The 15,295-nt window shown below is 70.0% G+C and carries 14 protein-coding genes and 3 tRNA genes; 7 read left to right on the top strand and 10 right to left on the bottom strand.

Annotated elements, in window-relative coordinates:
• Positions 1-472 (bottom strand): HIT domain-containing protein (locus AB0M51_RS07240; protein WP_363748448.1); only part of this gene is annotated, 472 nt, incomplete at its 3' end.
• On the bottom strand, positions 469-2,490 hold the full coding sequence (thrS, locus tag AB0M51_RS07235; protein ID WP_344196432.1) for a threonine--tRNA ligase: 2,022 nt from the start codon (positions 2,488-2,490) through the stop codon (positions 469-471). The genes AB0M51_RS07240 and thrS, both read right to left, overlap by 4 nt.
• 174 nt (positions 2,491-2,664) lie before the next feature.
• Here thrS and AB0M51_RS07230 point away from each other — a divergent pair, with 174 nt between their 5' ends.
• Genes AB0M51_RS07230 through AB0M51_RS07220 form a run of 3 tightly spaced genes read left to right on the top strand, consistent with a single transcriptional unit; the run spans position 2,665 to position 4,972 of the window.
• A complete protein-coding gene (locus tag AB0M51_RS07230) occupies positions 2,665-3,588 on the top strand; it encodes an ATP-binding cassette domain-containing protein (RefSeq protein ID WP_344196434.1) in 924 nt (307 codons plus the stop codon).
• Positions 3,585-4,232 (top strand): DedA family protein, encoded by a 648-nt coding sequence (locus tag AB0M51_RS07225; RefSeq protein WP_344196436.1) that lies wholly within the window; start codon positions 3,585-3,587, stop codon positions 4,230-4,232. Before AB0M51_RS07230 ends, AB0M51_RS07225 begins: the two co-directional genes overlap by 4 nt.
• Positions 4,229-4,972, top strand: coding sequence for an ABC transporter permease (locus tag AB0M51_RS07220; protein WP_344196438.1), 744 nt, complete (start codon positions 4,229-4,231; stop codon positions 4,970-4,972). Before AB0M51_RS07225 ends, AB0M51_RS07220 begins: the two co-directional genes overlap by 4 nt.
• Before the next feature lie 10 nt (positions 4,973-4,982).
• Here AB0M51_RS07220 and AB0M51_RS07215 read toward each other — a convergent pair whose 3' ends face one another.
• The 4 genes from AB0M51_RS07215 to AB0M51_RS07200 all read right to left on the bottom strand — a co-directional run bounded on the left by AB0M51_RS07215 (position 4,983) and on the right by AB0M51_RS07200 (position 10,054).
• The gene (locus AB0M51_RS07215) at positions 4,983-6,509 is read right to left on the bottom strand and encodes an AAA family ATPase (protein WP_344196440.1); all 1,527 of its coding nucleotides are present in this window, start codon (positions 6,507-6,509) and stop codon (positions 4,983-4,985) included.
• Positions 6,510-6,735: 226 nt separating this feature from the next.
• A complete protein-coding gene (locus tag AB0M51_RS07210; protein WP_344196441.1) occupies positions 6,736-7,389 on the bottom strand; it encodes a response regulator transcription factor in 654 nt (217 codons plus the stop codon).
• Positions 7,386-8,933 (bottom strand): histidine kinase, encoded by a 1,548-nt coding sequence (locus AB0M51_RS07205; protein ID WP_344196443.1) that lies wholly within the window; start codon positions 8,931-8,933, stop codon positions 7,386-7,388. The genes AB0M51_RS07210 and AB0M51_RS07205 overlap by 4 nt, the downstream gene beginning before the upstream one ends.
• A 47-nt stretch (positions 8,934-8,980) precedes the next feature.
• Positions 8,981-10,054, bottom strand: coding sequence for a GntR family transcriptional regulator (locus AB0M51_RS07200; protein WP_344196445.1), 1,074 nt, complete (start codon positions 10,052-10,054; stop codon positions 8,981-8,983).
• 82 nt (positions 10,055-10,136) lie between these two features.
• On the opposite strand from AB0M51_RS07200, the gene AB0M51_RS07195 reads away from it, so the two are divergent.
• Positions 10,137-10,853 carry an SDR family NAD(P)-dependent oxidoreductase gene (locus AB0M51_RS07195; RefSeq protein ID WP_344196446.1) on the top strand — a complete coding sequence of 239 codons (717 nt, stop codon included), beginning with the start codon at positions 10,137-10,139 and terminating at the stop codon, positions 10,851-10,853.
• 32 nt (positions 10,854-10,885) lie between these two features.
• The gene (locus AB0M51_RS07190) at positions 10,886-12,349 is read left to right on the top strand and encodes a glycosyltransferase family 39 protein (RefSeq protein ID WP_344196448.1); all 1,464 of its coding nucleotides are present in this window, start codon (positions 10,886-10,888) and stop codon (positions 12,347-12,349) included.
• A 13-nt stretch (positions 12,350-12,362) separates the two neighbouring features.
• Here the strand turns inward: AB0M51_RS07190 and AB0M51_RS07185 are convergent, their stop codons facing one another.
• Positions 12,363-13,331, bottom strand: a complete 969-nt coding sequence (locus tag AB0M51_RS07185; RefSeq protein ID WP_344196449.1) for an NADPH:quinone oxidoreductase family protein — start codon at positions 13,329-13,331, stop codon at positions 12,363-12,365.
• A gap of 104 nt (positions 13,332-13,435) precedes the next feature.
• Between AB0M51_RS07185 and AB0M51_RS07180 the strand changes: the two genes are divergently transcribed.
• Positions 13,436-13,954 carry a GNAT family N-acetyltransferase gene (locus AB0M51_RS07180; RefSeq protein WP_344196451.1) on the top strand — a complete coding sequence of 173 codons (519 nt, stop codon included), beginning with the start codon at positions 13,436-13,438 and terminating at the stop codon, positions 13,952-13,954.
• Positions 13,955-14,007: 53 nt separating this feature from the next.
• Here the strand turns inward: AB0M51_RS07180 and AB0M51_RS07175 are convergent.
• The 3 genes from AB0M51_RS07175 to AB0M51_RS07165 form a co-directional block, all read right to left on the bottom strand.
• A tRNA-Val gene (locus tag AB0M51_RS07175) sits at positions 14,008-14,079 on the bottom strand.
• 33 nt (positions 14,080-14,112) lie between these two features.
• Positions 14,113-14,183 (bottom strand) — tRNA-Cys (locus tag AB0M51_RS07170).
• A 22-nt stretch (positions 14,184-14,205) separates the two neighbouring features.
• Positions 14,206-14,278: transfer RNA gene (locus tag AB0M51_RS07165), tRNA-Gly, on the bottom strand.
• Positions 14,279-14,454: 176 nt separating this feature from the next.
• Here AB0M51_RS07165 and AB0M51_RS07160 point away from each other — a divergent pair.
• Positions 14,455-15,273, top strand: coding sequence for an aminotransferase class IV (locus AB0M51_RS07160; protein ID WP_344196453.1), 819 nt, complete (start codon positions 14,455-14,457; stop codon positions 15,271-15,273).
• Positions 15,274-15,295 lie beyond the last annotated feature (22 nt).

Below are 15,295 nucleotides of genomic sequence, written 5' to 3'. Positions count from 1 at the left end.
CCGCGGCGGGGGGGGGGGGGGGGGCGGGCGGGGGGGCCGGGCGGCGGCGGGGCCCGCCGGAGCCGCCCCCCCGGCCCCCCCCCCCCCCCCCCCCCCCCCCCCCCCCCCCGGCCTGCATCGCCTGCTGGGTGAGGGCGGCGACGTCGGCGGTCTCCTGATCGGTCAGCTCGGTGTAGTCGGCGACATGCCGGTAGGGCACGACCATCAGGTGGCCGGGGTTGTACGGGTACAGGTTCAGGACGGCGTACGCCGACTCGCCGCGGTGCACGATCAGCGCGTCGGCGTCCGGCAGCCCGGGGAGCCGGCAGAACGGGCAACCGGAGCCGGCCGCCGTACTGGTCGGCTTGTTCTCCCCTTCGATGTACGCCATCCGGTGCGGCGTCCACAGCCGCATGAACGCATCCGCCACCCCGACGCCGTCCTGCCGCAGCAACTCGTCCGGCGTGTACGGCGAGTCGGGGTGTTCGGTCATACCTGGGCGCGCTTCTTGACCGACTCGACGATCTCCGCGACCGCGTCGGCGATCGGTACGCCGTTCTGCTGCGAGCCGTCGCGGTACCGGAACGACACCGAGCCGGCCGCCATGTCCTCGTCGCCGGCGATCAGCATGTACGGCACCTTGGACTTCTGCGCGTTCCGGATCTTCTTCTGCATCCGGTCGTCGGAGGCGTCGATCTCGACCCGGATGCCCTCGGCCTTCAGCTGCTTGGCGACCTCGAGCAGGTAGTCGACGTGCCCGTCGGTGATCGGGATGCCGATCACCTGGACCGGGGCCAGCCACGGAGGGAACGCGCCCGCGTAGTGCTCGGTGAGGACCGCGACGAACCGCTCGATCGAGCCGAACAGCGCGCGGTGGATCATCACCGGCCGCTGCCGGGAGCCGTCCGGCGCGGTGTACTCCAGGCCGAAACGCTCCGGCAGGTTGAAGTCCAGCTGGATCGTCGACATCTGCCAGGTGCGGCCGATCGCGTCCTTCGCCTGGACCGAGATCTTCGGGCCGTAGAAGGCCGCGCCGCCCGGGTCCGGGACCAGCTCGAGACCGGAGCCCTCGGCAACTTCCCGGAGCGTCTCGGTGGCCTCGTCCCAGACCTCGTCGGAGCCGACGAACTTGTCCGGGTTCTTCGTGGACAGCTCGAGGTAGAAGTCGTCCAGGCCGTAGTCGGCGAGCAGCCCGAGCACGAAGGTCAGCAGGTTCTTCAGCTCGTCGCGCATCTGCTCGCGGGTGCAGTAGATGTGCGCGTCGTCCTGGGTGAAGCCGCGGGCGCGGGTCATGCCGTGCACGACGCCGGACTTCTCCAGCCGGTACACGGTGCCGAACTCGAACAGCCGCAGCGGCAGCTCCCGGTACGACCGGCCGCGGGCCGCGAAGATCAGGTTGTGCATCGGGCAGTTCATCGGCTTCAGGTAGTAGTCCTGGCCCTGCTTCCGGATCTGCCCGTCCGCGCCGCGCTCCTCGTCCAGGTGCATCGGCGGGTACATGCCGTCGGCGTACCAGTCCAGGTGCCCCGAGGTCTCGAACAGCTGGCCCTTGGTGATGTGCGGTGAGTAGACGAACTCGTAGTCGTCCTCGACGTGCCGCTGGCGGGAGTAGTCCTCCATCACCTTCCGCAGCACGCCGCCCTTGGGGTGGAAGACCGCGAGGCCGGAGCCGATCTCGTCCGGGAAGCTGAACAGGTCGAGCTCGGTGCCCAGCTTGCGGTGGTCGCGCTTGGCGGCCTCCTCCAGACGGGTCAGGTACGCCTTCAGCTCGTCCCGGGTCTCCCAGGCGGTGCCGTAGATCCGCTGCAGCTGCGGGTTCTTCTCGCTCCCCCGCCAGTACGCCGCCGCGGTCCGCATCAGCTTGAAGTTGCCCAGGTACCCGGTGGCCGGGACGTGCGGGCCGCGGCACAGGTCCTTCCAGGCGACGCTGTCGTCACGCCGGACGTTGTCGTAGATCGTCAGCTCGCCCTGACCGACCTCCACCGAGGCTCCCTCGGCAGCGTCGGCCGCCGAGCCCTTGATGCCGATCAGCTCGAGCTTGTACGGCTCACTGGCAAGCTCCGCACGGGCGTCGTCGTCGCTGACCACCCGGCGGCTGAACCGCTGCCGCTCCTTGATGATCTGCTGCATCTTCTTCTCGAGCTTGGTCAGGTCCTCCGGCGTGAACGGCGTCGGTACGTCGAAGTCGTAGTAGAACCCGTTCTCCACCGGCGGGCCGATGCCGAGCTTGGCGTCCGGGAACACGTCCTGCACGGCCTGCGCGAGCACGTGCGCGGTCGAGTGCCGGATGATCGCGCGACCGTCCTCCGAGGCCGCCCTGACCGGCTCGATCCGGTCGCCGTCGGCGACCACCCGGGAGAGGTCGCGCAGCTCACCGTTGACGCGGGCGGCGATGGCGGAGCGGTCCTGGCCGAAGATCCCGGCGAACAGCTCCCCGATCGTCGTCGTCTCGGTCACACTCCGCTCAGCCTCGCCCTCGACGCCGACCAGCTGGACCTTGACTTCCGACACGTTCACTCCTCGGGTCTTGACCGGCCGACTGCCGGTCACGCCACAGATGGTATCGACATCGCGACGCCGGCCCGACGGCGTATCCACAGGCCCGCCCCACCTGACGAAAGTCGGGGGTCGGTCCAGCCGTTGGTCCGATGTGCCGGAGGTCTCCGGATTCGTAGTTTCGACAGCGTGATCACCCTTGAAGGACTCACCAAGACCTACGGCGGCACCCGCGCCGTGGACTCGCTCGACCTCACCGTCGCGCCCGGCCGGGTGACCGGCTTCCTCGGCCCGAACGGCGCCGGCAAGTCGACCACGATGCGGATGATCCTCGGCCTCGACGCCCCGACCGCCGGCGTCGCGCTCGTCGACGGCCGCCCGTACGCCGAGTGGCCGGCGCCGCTGACGAAGGTCGGCGCCCTGCTCGACGCGAAGGCGCTGCACCCGCGGCGGACCGCGCGGAACCACCTGGTCGCGATGGCGCGCAGCAACGGCATCCCGGTCAGCCGGGTCGACGCCGTACTGTCGATCGTCGGCCTGGACCCGGTCGTCCGGAAGCGGGCCGGGCAGTTCTCGCTCGGCATGGGCCAGCGGCTCGGGATCGCCGGCGCGCTGCTCGGGGATCCAGAGGTGCTGATGTTCGACGAGCCGGTCAACGGCCTCGACCCGGACGGCGTCCGCTGGGTCCGTGAGCTGATGCGTTCGCTCGCCGCCGAGGGCCGGACGGTGTTCGTCTCCAGCCATCTGATGAGCGAGATGCAGCTGACCGCCGACCAACTGGTCGTGATCGGGCGCGGCCGGCTGATCGCCGACGCACCGGTCGCGGACGTGATCGCGGGCTCGTCCCGCGGCACTGTCGCCGTTCGCGTCCCCGATCGCGGGCACCACCTGGTACTGCGGGAACGGCTGACGGCCGAGGCGGAGCGGGTGGACTCCGTCGGCGACCGGCTGATCGTGACCGGCGTACCGGTCGAGCGAGTGGGTGATCTCGCGCACGAGCTCGGCGTACGGCTGCATGAGCTGCACACCGAGCAGGCGTCGCTCGAGGAGGCCTACATGGAGTTGACAGCCGGCAGCATGGAGTACGGGGTGGAGTACGGGGTGGCATCGTGAGCGACGCGATCCTGCACTTCGCCCAAGAACTGATGTCCTCCTGGTGGATCTACCTGGCGCTGTGGGGCTTCGCGGCGCTCGACGGCTTCTTCCCGGCGATCCCGAGCGAGACGCTCGTCGTCACGGCCGGCGTGTTCGCCGCGTCGACCGGAGAGCCCAACCTGTACGCCGTGATCGCGGTCGCCGCGGTCGGCGCGTTCATCGGGGACCACGTCTCGTACGCCCTCGGCCGTGGCGCCGGTGGGCGGTTGCTCGATCGGGTCGAGCCAGGCACCAGGCGGCACGCCGCCGTCCGATGGGCCCGGCGTTCGCTGGAGGAGCGCGGCGGTCTGGTTCTCGTCGTCGCTCGCTACGTGCCCGGCGGCCGCACCGCGGTCACGCTGACGATGGGCTCCGTCCGCTACCCGCTCCGGAGCTTCACGCCGTTCGCCGCGCTCGCCGCGGTGAGTTGGGGCGCGTACTGCACCTTGGTGGGCTTTATCGGCGGCAAAGCCTTCGAGGACAACCCGCTCAAGGGCGTGGTCCTCGGAATCGGCCTCGCGCTCGTGGTGACACTGATCGTCGAACTGGTCCGTCACCGACTGCGCAAGCGCAAACCTCAAGCTCAAGTAGACGCTCAACTCGTGGAAGCAGGCAGGCGATGAACGCGGTCCGGTCGGAGTGGACGAAGCTGTGGACGGTCCGGTCGAGCTGGCTGAACATCGTGGCGGCTGTCCTGCTGACAGCGCTGCTCGGTGTGCAGTACGGGTTCAGCCTCGCGTACGACAACTCGCATCGGGCGCACGCCGAGTCGCAGCCGGTCGGTGAGTTCGGCGCCTCGGTCATCCTGATCGTGCAGGTGGTCGTGGCCGCGTTCGCACTGCTGACCGTGACCTCCGAGTACGCGACCGGCAGCATCCGCTCGACGCTCCAATGGACTCCGGTACGGCGGAACGTCGTGCTCGCGAAGGCGGCTGTGTTGGCGCCGGTCCTGTTCTGCTACGGGCTACTGGTGGCCGCGATCGCGTCCGTGGCGGGAGGTCTGGCCGCGGGCTCGTGGGCCGAGTGGGACGCGAGCGGACTCCTCGTCGACCTGTTGTCCGTCGGCTTCTACGCGACCGTTGCCGGCTTGTTCGTCGCCGGGATCGCCTGGGTGGTTCGCAGTACGGCGGGGACGCTGACCGTCGCCTTCCTGCTGCTTCTGGTCGTCCCGCTCATACTCGGCCAGAGCTCGCTCCGCGCGCTGGTTTGGGTCGCCGCGCTGCTGCCCGGTGGTGCCGGCCAGAACTATCTGACCGGCACCGCGGATCCGCTCTCCCCCACTCTGAGCGCGGTCGTCCTGGTTCTGTGGGCTCTGGGTGGGCTCGCGCTCGGCAGCCGCGTGCTGACCCGGCGCGATGCGTGAGCTCGAGGCCTCAGCGGGGAGTGTTCAGCGCGATCGTGATCTGTTCGGAGACCTTGGCGGCCAGCTCCAGCGCGGCGCGGCGGGTGGCCGGCTGCAGGGCGGAGTGGTCGAGCGGGCCTTCGGCGGCGATGTGCATGTCGGTCGGGATGTCGATGACCGCGGCGGCGCGGGACTCGAAGTACGGCCGGAGTTGCTTCTCGACGTCCTTGTTCACGTCGCCGGGACCGTTCGAGACCGCGATCACCGCGCGCCGGATCAGCCGCTGCGCCTCGGGGCCCTGGTTGTCGAGCTCCTCGAGCATCTGCACGGCGGCGGCGCAGGACAGGCTCTTCCACTTGATCGGGATGACGAGGGCGTCGGCCGCCTTCATCGCCTCGCGCCAGTTGCTGGAGCCCTCGTTGTTCCCGGTGTCGATCACGAGCACCTTGTAGAACCGGCTCAGCAACCGGTGCACCTGGTCGAAGTCCTTCGCCTCGATCTGCGCGTACGTCGTGGTCGCCGACGTCAGCACGTCGTACTGGCCCGACACCTGGTGCCGCAGGTACGCCGCGACGTCGCCGAGCCGGGCGTCCGGCTGGGTCAGCATCGGCATCGCCTGCAGCATGTCGGTGACCGTGGACCGCGAGTTGGTGTCGTGGGTCCGCAGGTGCATGTTGCCGCGCAGCTCGTTGTTGTCCCACGCCACGACGCCGCCGCCGCGGGCCTGGCCGAGCGCGCCGGACAGCAGCAGCGTGGTCGGCGTCTTGCCGGAGCCGCCCTTCGGGTTCGCGATCACGATGGTGACCGGACGACGGAAGGCCGTCGCGGCGGTCGCGCGGGCGAGCCGCTCGGAGCGCTCCTGCGTCCCGGGACGCAGCTTCAGCATGCTCCGGACGCCGCGCTCGGCGGGAGCCTCCCGCGGCAGCGGCAGCGCCTGGATCAGGTCGTCGGTCCGGAACGACAGGTTCTGCGGCGGCTGCTGCTGGCCCTGCTGGCCGGGGATGCCCTGCGGGAAGAAGTGCTGAGCGGCCGGTGAGAGCGGCTGACCGCCCTGCGGCGGCTGCGGGTTCTGCGGGGCCGGCGTGGCCTGGCCGGGCTGCTCCTGGCCGGCGCCCGGGAAAGAGCCGGCGCCGAACACCGGGGCCTCCGGCTGCGGCGTCGCGGGCTCGTCCGTCGTCGGGTGCTCGGGCTCCTGGGCGGTGTGGCCGGCGTGGCCGGCGTGGTCGGCCTGGTCGTCCTGCGGCTCCGGCTGGCTCCACGAGGAGGCGGCGGAGTCCGGCACGGGCTGCGTCCAGGACGGGGCCGGCGGGCTCTGTTGCGGCTGGGTCCACGGCGCCGGCTGGTCGGCCGGTTTGGCCGCCGGGCCGGACCAGGAGTCGCCCGAGAAGTCCTCGGACAGCGCGTCCGGCTGCCCGGTGTCCTCGGTGCCCGCGGTCTCCTCGACGGCCTCGCCGTCGTCCGGCTGGGTCCAGGAGGGGGTCGGCTGCCACATTCTCCGGACCTCGGCCGCCGCCGCTTCCCGGTCCTTGTGCTGTCCGGAGTTGTGCGAGTCGGTCACGACCTGGATCCCCGATTCTGTCAGAGGGGGCGGGTGGCCCCTGGAGCTTTGCTGGGTTACTCCGGAGGTGTGAGGTCTCCGGGCGGGTCCACTATCCCACGACCGAGTGTCCTCACCACGTCACCACCCGGAGCGTTCGGTGACGGTTCCGCAACCAGTATCCAGGCTCGCCGGGAGCATGCGCCGCGGTGACCCGAAACGGCCGGCCAGGGCAGCTCAGGGCCGCTCAGCGAGTGACCAGGCCGGCTTCGTAGGCCACGATCGCCGCCTGGACCCGGTTCTTCACACCGAGCCGCTGCAGGATCGCGCTCACGTACGCCTTCACGGTCCCCTCGACGAGGTACAGCCGGCTCGCGATCTCGGCGTTCGACAGTCCCGCACCGACCAGCCCGAGCACGTCCAGCTCGCGCGGGCTCAGGACGGCGACCTGCTCCTTCGCGGCCGCCGCCCGGGTCATCGCGCCGCCGCTCAGCTCCTGGATGATCCGGTGCGCGATCTTCGGGGCCAGGTAGGCGGCGCCGTCGGCGACCGCCTTCAGGCCCGCGATCAGCTCCCGCGGGTCACCGGACTTGAGCAGGAACCCGCTGGCCCCGTCCCCCAGTGCGCGGGCGATGTACGAGTCCTCGGAGAACGTCGTGAGGACGACGACCGCGGTCTCCGGAACGGTCCGGCGGATCTCGGCGCCCGCGGCCAGCCCGTCCATCCGCGGCATCCGGATGTCCAGTACGGCGACGTCCGGCCGGTGCCGGCGTACCGCCTCCACCGCCTCGACGCCGTCGGCGGCCTCGGCGACGACCTCGATCTCGTCGTCGGTGCCGAGGATCGCGCGGACGCCGGCCCGCACCATCGCCTCGTCGTCCGCGAGCAGCACCCTGATCATCCGTTGCCTACCGGGGTCGGTGGGACGGAACCGCTCTGTACGACGGCCTTCGCGACCAGCGCACCGTCGGCGAAGCACAGGCGGTACACGTAGTTGCTGGTAAACGGAGCGGCCGGCCTGTAGTACTGGCAGCTCCAGCCGTCGGGCGGGACGTAGCCCTCCGCCGGCGGGTCGACCATCTGCATCGGCGGCAGCACCTTCGCGACCTCTTCCTCGGACTGGCCGACGGTCAGCCCGTCGTACTGCGCGGGTCGCAGGATCGCGCTGTACCCGGCGACGAGGTAGTAGCCGAGGGCAACCGCACCGACGACGGCACCGAGCAGGACGGGGGCCGCGATCGCGGTGATCAGCCCACGCCGGGCGCTCCGCCGTACCGTCGCCCGTTCGACCGCCGCCGTGGGAGGCCCGGGTCGGCCGCCGGCCCGCGGCATGGTCGCCGCGACCTCGAATCCGCCACCTGGTCGGGGGCCCGCGGTCAGCGAACCGCCTGCCAGGCGGACACGTTCCCGCAATCCGTCGAGGCCTCGACCACCCGGCGGTGCAGCCGCGGGCCGACTGGCCCCGGTGTCGACGACACTGACCAGCACGTCGTCCTCGTGCGTGGTCACGCTGACCGTCACCGTTGCGCCGGGCGCGTGCTTGCTGGCGTTGGTCAACGACTCCTGCACGACGCGGTGCACTGCACGGTCAACCATTGGTGCGAGAACGTCGTCCACCTGTTCGGTCAGCTCGACCGCGAGGCCCGATGCGGCGGCCCTGTCCACCAGCGCACGTACTGTCTCGTCGTGAGGCATGGTCGGTGCGTCCTGCTCTCGCAGTACGCCGACAATCTCGCCCAGGCGCTCAGTGGCGGTGGCGGCTGCCTCTCGTAGCTCACCTGCCGCCAGGCGGTGCTTTTCCGGCAAGGACGGGTCCAACTCGAGTGCAGCTGCCCGTAGTGCGATCAGGCTGAGCTCATGGCCGACAGAGTCGTGCATATCCTCGGCGATGCGGGAGCGTTCGCGGAGGCGTTCCTGGTCGATCTCCATCCGTTGCTCGCGTTCGATCCGCTCTGCACGCTCCCAGCCGGCTGTGGCGAGCAGTGCTTGCTGTGCGCGATAGCGGCCGATCAGCCAGGGCAGTACGACAAGTAGTAGAGCCATCAGGAGCATCAACAGCCACGTCAGTACTGCTTCTGTCGCCTGGCCTCGGGGCAGCGCGAGGACGAGCATCAGCAACAACGACAAGGTGCACAGCAGGACGAAGTGTTTGAGCTGTGTCTCTCGTTTGCCAGCCAGGTAGCTCAGGATGCTCACGGCCGGCACCAGCGCGATCTGTACGCCGTTCGTCGTACCGAACGAGACGACCAGGATGATGATTTCGGTCCACGACACGACGGCCAGCGCCGCCAGTGGCCATCTGCGTCTCGTGGCTACGGCCAGCGCCAGCACGGCGATACAGACGGCGCGGAACCAGTACGGATCGTTGCGTGCACCGCTCTCACCGAGCACGAGGAAGCTCAGCGCGGCCCACAGACCCACGTCCCCCAGGAGCCGCCACTTCATGACGTAGACGCTACACAGTCGCAGCGCCGCGGCCCTACTGCCGAAAGTCAGGTCGCGGCGTCGACGAGCGTGTATGGCACGTAGGACAGGCTCGGCACCTGCTCGCCGCGCAACTGTGCGAGCAGGAGGTCGACGGCTTGGCGCCCCATCTCGGTCTGGTTCTGTTTGACGTGCAGGTACGGCGGGCCGCCGATGGAGTCGCCCGGTGAGTCGAAGCACGCCACCACGCGGTCCCCGCCCAGTACCCGGTCGACCATGCGGGCCAGGTTGTACTCACAGGCGAAGTACGCCGTCACCTCGGGGCGGCTTTGCCGGAACGCGCGGATGGTGTTCAGGTCCGCCCGCACGCTCTCCGTGGTCGTCGAACCCGGCAGCGTGCTCCGGAGGTCGGTCAGCTCGTACGGCTGGCCGCGCTCGCCGAACGCCGTACGGAAGCCCTCCAGCCGGTCCTCGATGGACGACGTGTTGACGGGTGGTGGCGAGACGAACGCGATGTGCTCATGCCCTTGGTCCAGCAGCCGCGTGGTCAGTGCACGAGCCGCGGCCACGTTGTCGGTCAGTACTGCGGACACCGGGATCCCTGACAGGTGGCGGTCCACCAGCACGACCGGGAACCCGTCCAGTACCTGCCGGAGCAGGCTGGCGTTGTAGAAGTCCCCGTGCACCGGGAAGACGATCAGCCCGTCCACAGCGGCCACCAGCGAGTCAACGGCCTTCTCTTCATCGGTCTGACGCCCGTGGGTACGCCGTACCACCAGGTGGGCGCCGTACTCCGCGCATCGCTCCTCGATCGCGTTCAGGAGGTCCAGTCCGTACGCCTCGGACATGTCGGGGACGATGAGCGCCACGGACCGCGCCTCACGCCGCTGCGCCGGCCGGAGCGGCACGGTCAGGTCGGTGAGATCGGGCAGCCGCCGTACGACGAACGTGCCCTTGCCGCGGACCCGCTCCACCAGGCCGGCCTCCCGCAGTACCTCCAGGGCGCGCTTGGAGGTGATCCGGCTGACGTCGAACTGCGCCGCCAGCTCCATCTCGGACGGCACCCGGTCCCCCGGCCGCAGCGCACCCCGGCGCAGCTGCTCCAGCACGTGAGCGCAGATCCGCTCGTACAGCAGTGTCACGAAGTCGCCACCTCACCTGTCCTCTTGACATATCCAATCATCCTCGCGGGAACTGTCGGTGGCGCCTGGCAGCCTGACCGGCATGGACATCACACGGAAGATCGCCGTGGTCACCGGAGCCGCCGTGGGCATCGGGCGGGCGATCGCGGTCCGGCTCGCGGCCGCCGGGGCGGAGGTGGTGGTCGCGGATGTCGACGAAGCCGGAGGTGCCGAGACGTGTGCGCTGATCGGGCCGGCGGCGCGTTTCGTCCACGTCGACATGCGCGACGACGCGGCGGTCGCCGAGCTGATGGCCTGCCGACCGCGGATCCTGGTCAACAACGCGGGCGGCGGCGCCGTGCTGAGACCGTGCTTTCCGGACGCGGACCTCGCACGCTGGTCGGCGTCGCTCGACGTGAACCTCCGCGCGCCGATGCTCACCACCCAGCTGGCGCTCCCCGGGATGCGCGCGGCCGGCGGCGGAGCGGTGGTCAACGTCGGGTCGACGGCCGGCCTGGGCTTCGAGCCGCACGTGTCACCGGAGTACAGCGCGGCGAAGGCGGCGCTGATCCGGCTCACCGCGACCCTGGCGCCGTTGCAGGCCAGCCACGGAGTCCGGGTGAACTGCGTCGTCCCCGACTGGGTCGCCACACCTCGCGGACTCCGCGAACGGGAGGCGCTCCCACCGGCCGAACGCGGCCCGGAACTGGTGCCGCTCGACGCGGTCACCGACGCGGTCGTTCGCTTCGTGACGGACGAGTCGCTCGCGGGCCGGGTCCTGCTTCTCGATCGCGCCTCCGAACCGCGCTTCCTGCCCTAGCCGCGGCCCCCTCGGACTGACACGATTCCGCCATGACTCGCCCATCGGTGCCTGCCTTCGCGGTGCGGCCGGTGGCAGCGGTCGCGGTTCTGGTCGGCGTCGTACTCACCGCGCTGTCCGGCCGCTACGGCTACCACCGCGACGAGCTGTACTTCATGGTCGCCGGCCGCCACCTCAACTGGGGGTACGTCGACCAACCGCCGCTGACGCCGTTCGTCGCGCGGGTGTCGACCGCGGTCTTCGGCGACACCGTGATGGGGCTGCGGGTGCTGTCGACGCTGAGCAGTGTCGCGACGATCATCGTGATCGCGCTGCTCGCTCGCGAGTTCGGCAGCGCGCGTCGCGGCCAGCTGCTCGCGGCGGTGTGCGCGGCGGTTTCCGGGTTCGTGCTCGGGGTCGGTCACATGGTGTCGACGGCGACGTACGACCTGTTGGCCTGGATGCTGATCGCGCTGTTCGCGGTGAAGCTGCTGCGGACGCGGGACGGCCGCTGGTGGCTCGCGCTCGGGCTGACGGCGGGGATCGCGTTGGAGAACAAGTACCTCGTCGTGCTGCCGATCGGCGCGTTGCTCGCGTCGCTGCTGATCGTCGGCCCGCGGAGCGTGCTCCGGTCCTGGTGGCTGCTCGCCGGCGTGGCCGTCGCGGGGCTGATCGCCTTGCCGAACGTCGTGTGGCAGTTCCAGCACGACTGGCCGCAGCTCAAGGTGGCAGGCGGGATCAGTTCGGACGACGGCACCGAGAACCGGATCATGTTCGTCCCGCTGCAGATCCTCCAACTGTCGCCGTTCCTCGTTCCGGTCTGGGTCGCCGGGTTCCGGCGGATCTGGCGTTCGTTGCCATGGGCCCGTGCCGTCGCGCTCGCCTACCCGGTGCTGTGCGTCGTCGTACTCACCGTCGGCGGCAAGTCGTACTACGCCTTGCCGTTGCTGCTCGTACTCGTCGCCGCCGGGTGCGAGCCGACGCTGCGCTGGGTCGAACGGCACCGACAGGGAGCTGTCGTCGCGCTGGTGCTGGCCGGGTTGTCGTCGGCGCTGTTCACGCTGCCGCTGCTGCCGGCGTCGGCGGCGGACTTCGTCATACCGGTGAACAAGGAACAGGGCGAGCAGATCGGCTGGCCCGCGTTCACCGACGCGGTGGCCGCCGCCTGGAACCAGGTGCCGGCCGAACAACGGTCCACCGCGGCGATCGTGACCGGCAACTACGGGGAGGCCGGGGCGCTCGTCCGGTACGGTCCGGCGCGCGGGTTGCCGACGCCGTACTCGCCGCACATGAGTTTCTGGGAATGGGCCCGGCCGCCGGACACCAGCACCGGCCCGGTGCTGCTCGTCGAACTCGAACGGACGCCGATCTTCGAGAAGTACTTCCACGACTGCAACCAGGTCGGCACGGTGCACAGCATCGTCTCGAACGACGAGGACGGTACGGCGCTCGTCCTGTGCGCGGGACCGTCCTCGCCGTGGAGCAGCATCTGGCCGAAGATCCGGCAGTTCTACTAGGGGCTACCAGGGGCTACCAGGGCCTTAGGGCGAGCTTGCCGACTGTGGCGCGGGACTCCAACTCGGCGAGAATCTTGGGGCCGTCGGCCAAGTCGTAGACGGTGGGCTCCCCGGGCGGGTACACACCTTCCTTGATCAGCCGGTGGAGTTCTTCGAGCGCGGCGGCGAAGATCTCGGGCGCCTGCTGGATCGTGGTCGTCAGGTGCTGGCCGATCACGTGCACGGGGTGCTGGAAGTTCAGTTCCCAATTGCTGATCGTCGCTTCGCCGCCGGCCGCGCCGATCACGACCACCTTGCCCGTCACGCGGCGCGCCACCTCGATGCTCTGCCGGAACGTCGCACCGCCGACCGACTCCAGTACGACGTCGACGCCGTCGGTCAGCCGCAGGACCTCCTTGGTGAGGTCGACCGTGCGGTAGTCGATGACGTGGTCCGCGCCCAGGCGGCGTACGACGTCGTGCTTGGCCGCCGAGGCGGTGGCGATGACGGTCGCTCCGTAGTGCTTGGCGATCCGGACGGCCGCCTGCCCGACGCCGCCTGCTGCGGCGTGGATCAGCACGGTGTTGCCTGCTTCGAGCCGGCCGAGCGGACGGAGCGAGATCAGCGCCGTCGCCCAGTTGAGGGTCAGGCCGAGGGCTTGCTCGTCGTTCCATCCGTCCGACACGCGTACGACGCCGCCGGCCGGCATCACGACGTACTCCGCGAACGCGCCCGCCCCGGTGCCGATCACGTGCTCGCCAACGGCCACGGTCGTCACGCCGTCCCCCAGCGCGACGACCTCACCGGCGGCCTCGAACCCGGCGACGTACGGCGCCTGCGGACCGCCGTCGTACGTGCCGCGGCTCTGCATCACGTCGGCGAAGTTCACGCCCGCGGCGCCGACCCGCACGAGGACCTGACCGGTACCGGCCTCAGGCACTGCGACGTCCACCACCCGTAGCCCCTCGGGCCCTGTCAGTTCCTGCTGCTCCAGTGCGCGCATGATCCGCTCCTCGTAGTTGTTCGAGGATGATCATACAGCTGTTCGCTGTTGGTCGAACATTAATCCGGTCGCTACCGCCCGTCTCGCACCGCTAACGTTCCCGGATGGAGCTCACCACCCAGAGACTCACCCTCCGCCGGCCGATCGAGTCCGACTTCCAGATGCTCTGCGAACTCTGGACCGACCCGCGGGTAGCGCGCTTCATGGACGACTACGGCCCGCGCGACATCCCGTCGGTCCGCGAATGGCTCGACCTCCACGCCGACGGCGCGAGCGAGAACGGCACACACCTCCAGCTGATCCTGACCCGCCACGCCACCCCCGTCGGCTGGCTGGGCCTGGGCGAAAGCGACTCCCCCATCGCCGCCTGGAGCTTCGGCTACGCCATCCACCCCGCCCACCGCTCCCACGGCTACGCCACCGAAGCCCTCACCGCGGCACTCACCTACTGCCACAGAACCCTCGGAGTCCCCACCCTCTGGGGCGAATGCCACCCACCCAACAAGGCCTCAGCCCACGTAATGCTCACCGCCGGCCTGCAAGAACTCCCCCCAACCCCCACCAGCCGCCGCTTCCTCTACACCCCACCGCGCCCCCGAGCGAAGCGCAGCCGCACAAAATGACGAAGGCGACCCGGCCTGCGCTCTCCGCAGGCACGAGCCGCCTATCGCTTTCGTGGACGATACTGGGATCGAACCAGTGACCTCTTCCGTGTCAGGGAAGCGCGCTACCGCTGCGCCAATCGTCCGTTCGGAACACCCAGGACAAGCTGAGGTTCTCGAGGTGGAGACGGGATTCGAACCCGTGTACACGGCTTTGCAGGCCGTTGCCTCGCCTCTCGGCCACTCCACCACTGAGAGCCGAACCCTCTCCGAGCGGACGACCGGGTTCGAACCGGCGACCTCAACCTTGGCAAGGTTGCGCTCTACCAACTGAGCTACGTCCGCATTGCGACCGGGCTTTTCCGTCCCCCGGCGCGAGAAGAACATTAGCCCATCTCCGCCCGAGTTCAAAAACGGGGGTCCCCGGCAGGTCGACGTACGGTCATCAACTGCTCACCTTCGACGGGTCGCGCGGCGCGGGATCACCTGCGCACTAAGGTGTTCCGCGGAAGGAGCACCACATGCGTATCTGGCTCAACGGCGCCCTGCTGGACGACGCGGCGACGGTCTCGCCGCTGGACCACGGGCTGACCACCGGCGACGGCGTCTTCGAGACGATCAAGATCGAGGACGGCCGGCCGTTCGCGGTACGCCGGCACCTCGAGCGGCTGGTCCGTTCGGCGGTCGGGCTCGGCCTGCCGACGCCGGACGTGACCGCGATCGAGGCCGGAATCGCCGCGGTGGTCGCGGCCGACCCGGACATCCCGTTCGGCCGGCTGCGGATCACGTACACCGGCGGCGTGTCCCCGCTGTCGTCCGACCGCGGCACCTCCGGACCGACCGTCCTGGTCGCGACCCAGGAGATCAAGCGCCCAGCCCCGACCTCCGCGATCGTCACGGTCCCGTGGGTCCGCAACGAGCGCAGCGCGGTCGCCGGCCTGAAGACCACGTCGTACGCCGAGAACGTCCGCGCGCTCGCCTACGCGAAGGAGCGTGGCGGCAGCGAGGCGATCTTCGCGAACACGGTCGGCGACCTGTGCGAGGGCACCGGGTCGAACATCTTCTGCGTGTACGACGGCGAACTGGTCACGCCGACACTCGCGTCCGGCGCGCTCGCCGGGGTGACGCGGGCGCTGGTGCTCGAGTGGTTCGGCGGCACCGAGCGCGACGTACCGCTGGCGAAGCTTTCCGAGGCCGAGGAGATCTTCCTCACATCGACAACTCGTGACGTCCAGGCGATCCAGCGTGTCGACGGCCGCGAGCTGCCCGCGCCCGGCGTGATCACCGCGCAGGTCGCGAAGATCTTCGCGGAGCGTTCAGCGCAGGACCTCAATCCCTGACGGTCTCGCGGACACCAGCCAC

This window comes from Kribbella sp. NPDC051137 (genome assembly GCF_040682535.1).
GTDB lineage: Bacteria > Actinomycetota > Actinomycetes > Propionibacteriales > Kribbellaceae > Kribbella > Kribbella karoonensis.
Note: the sequence above shows the minus strand (reverse complement) of the source record. Positions and strands in the feature narration are given on the sequence as shown.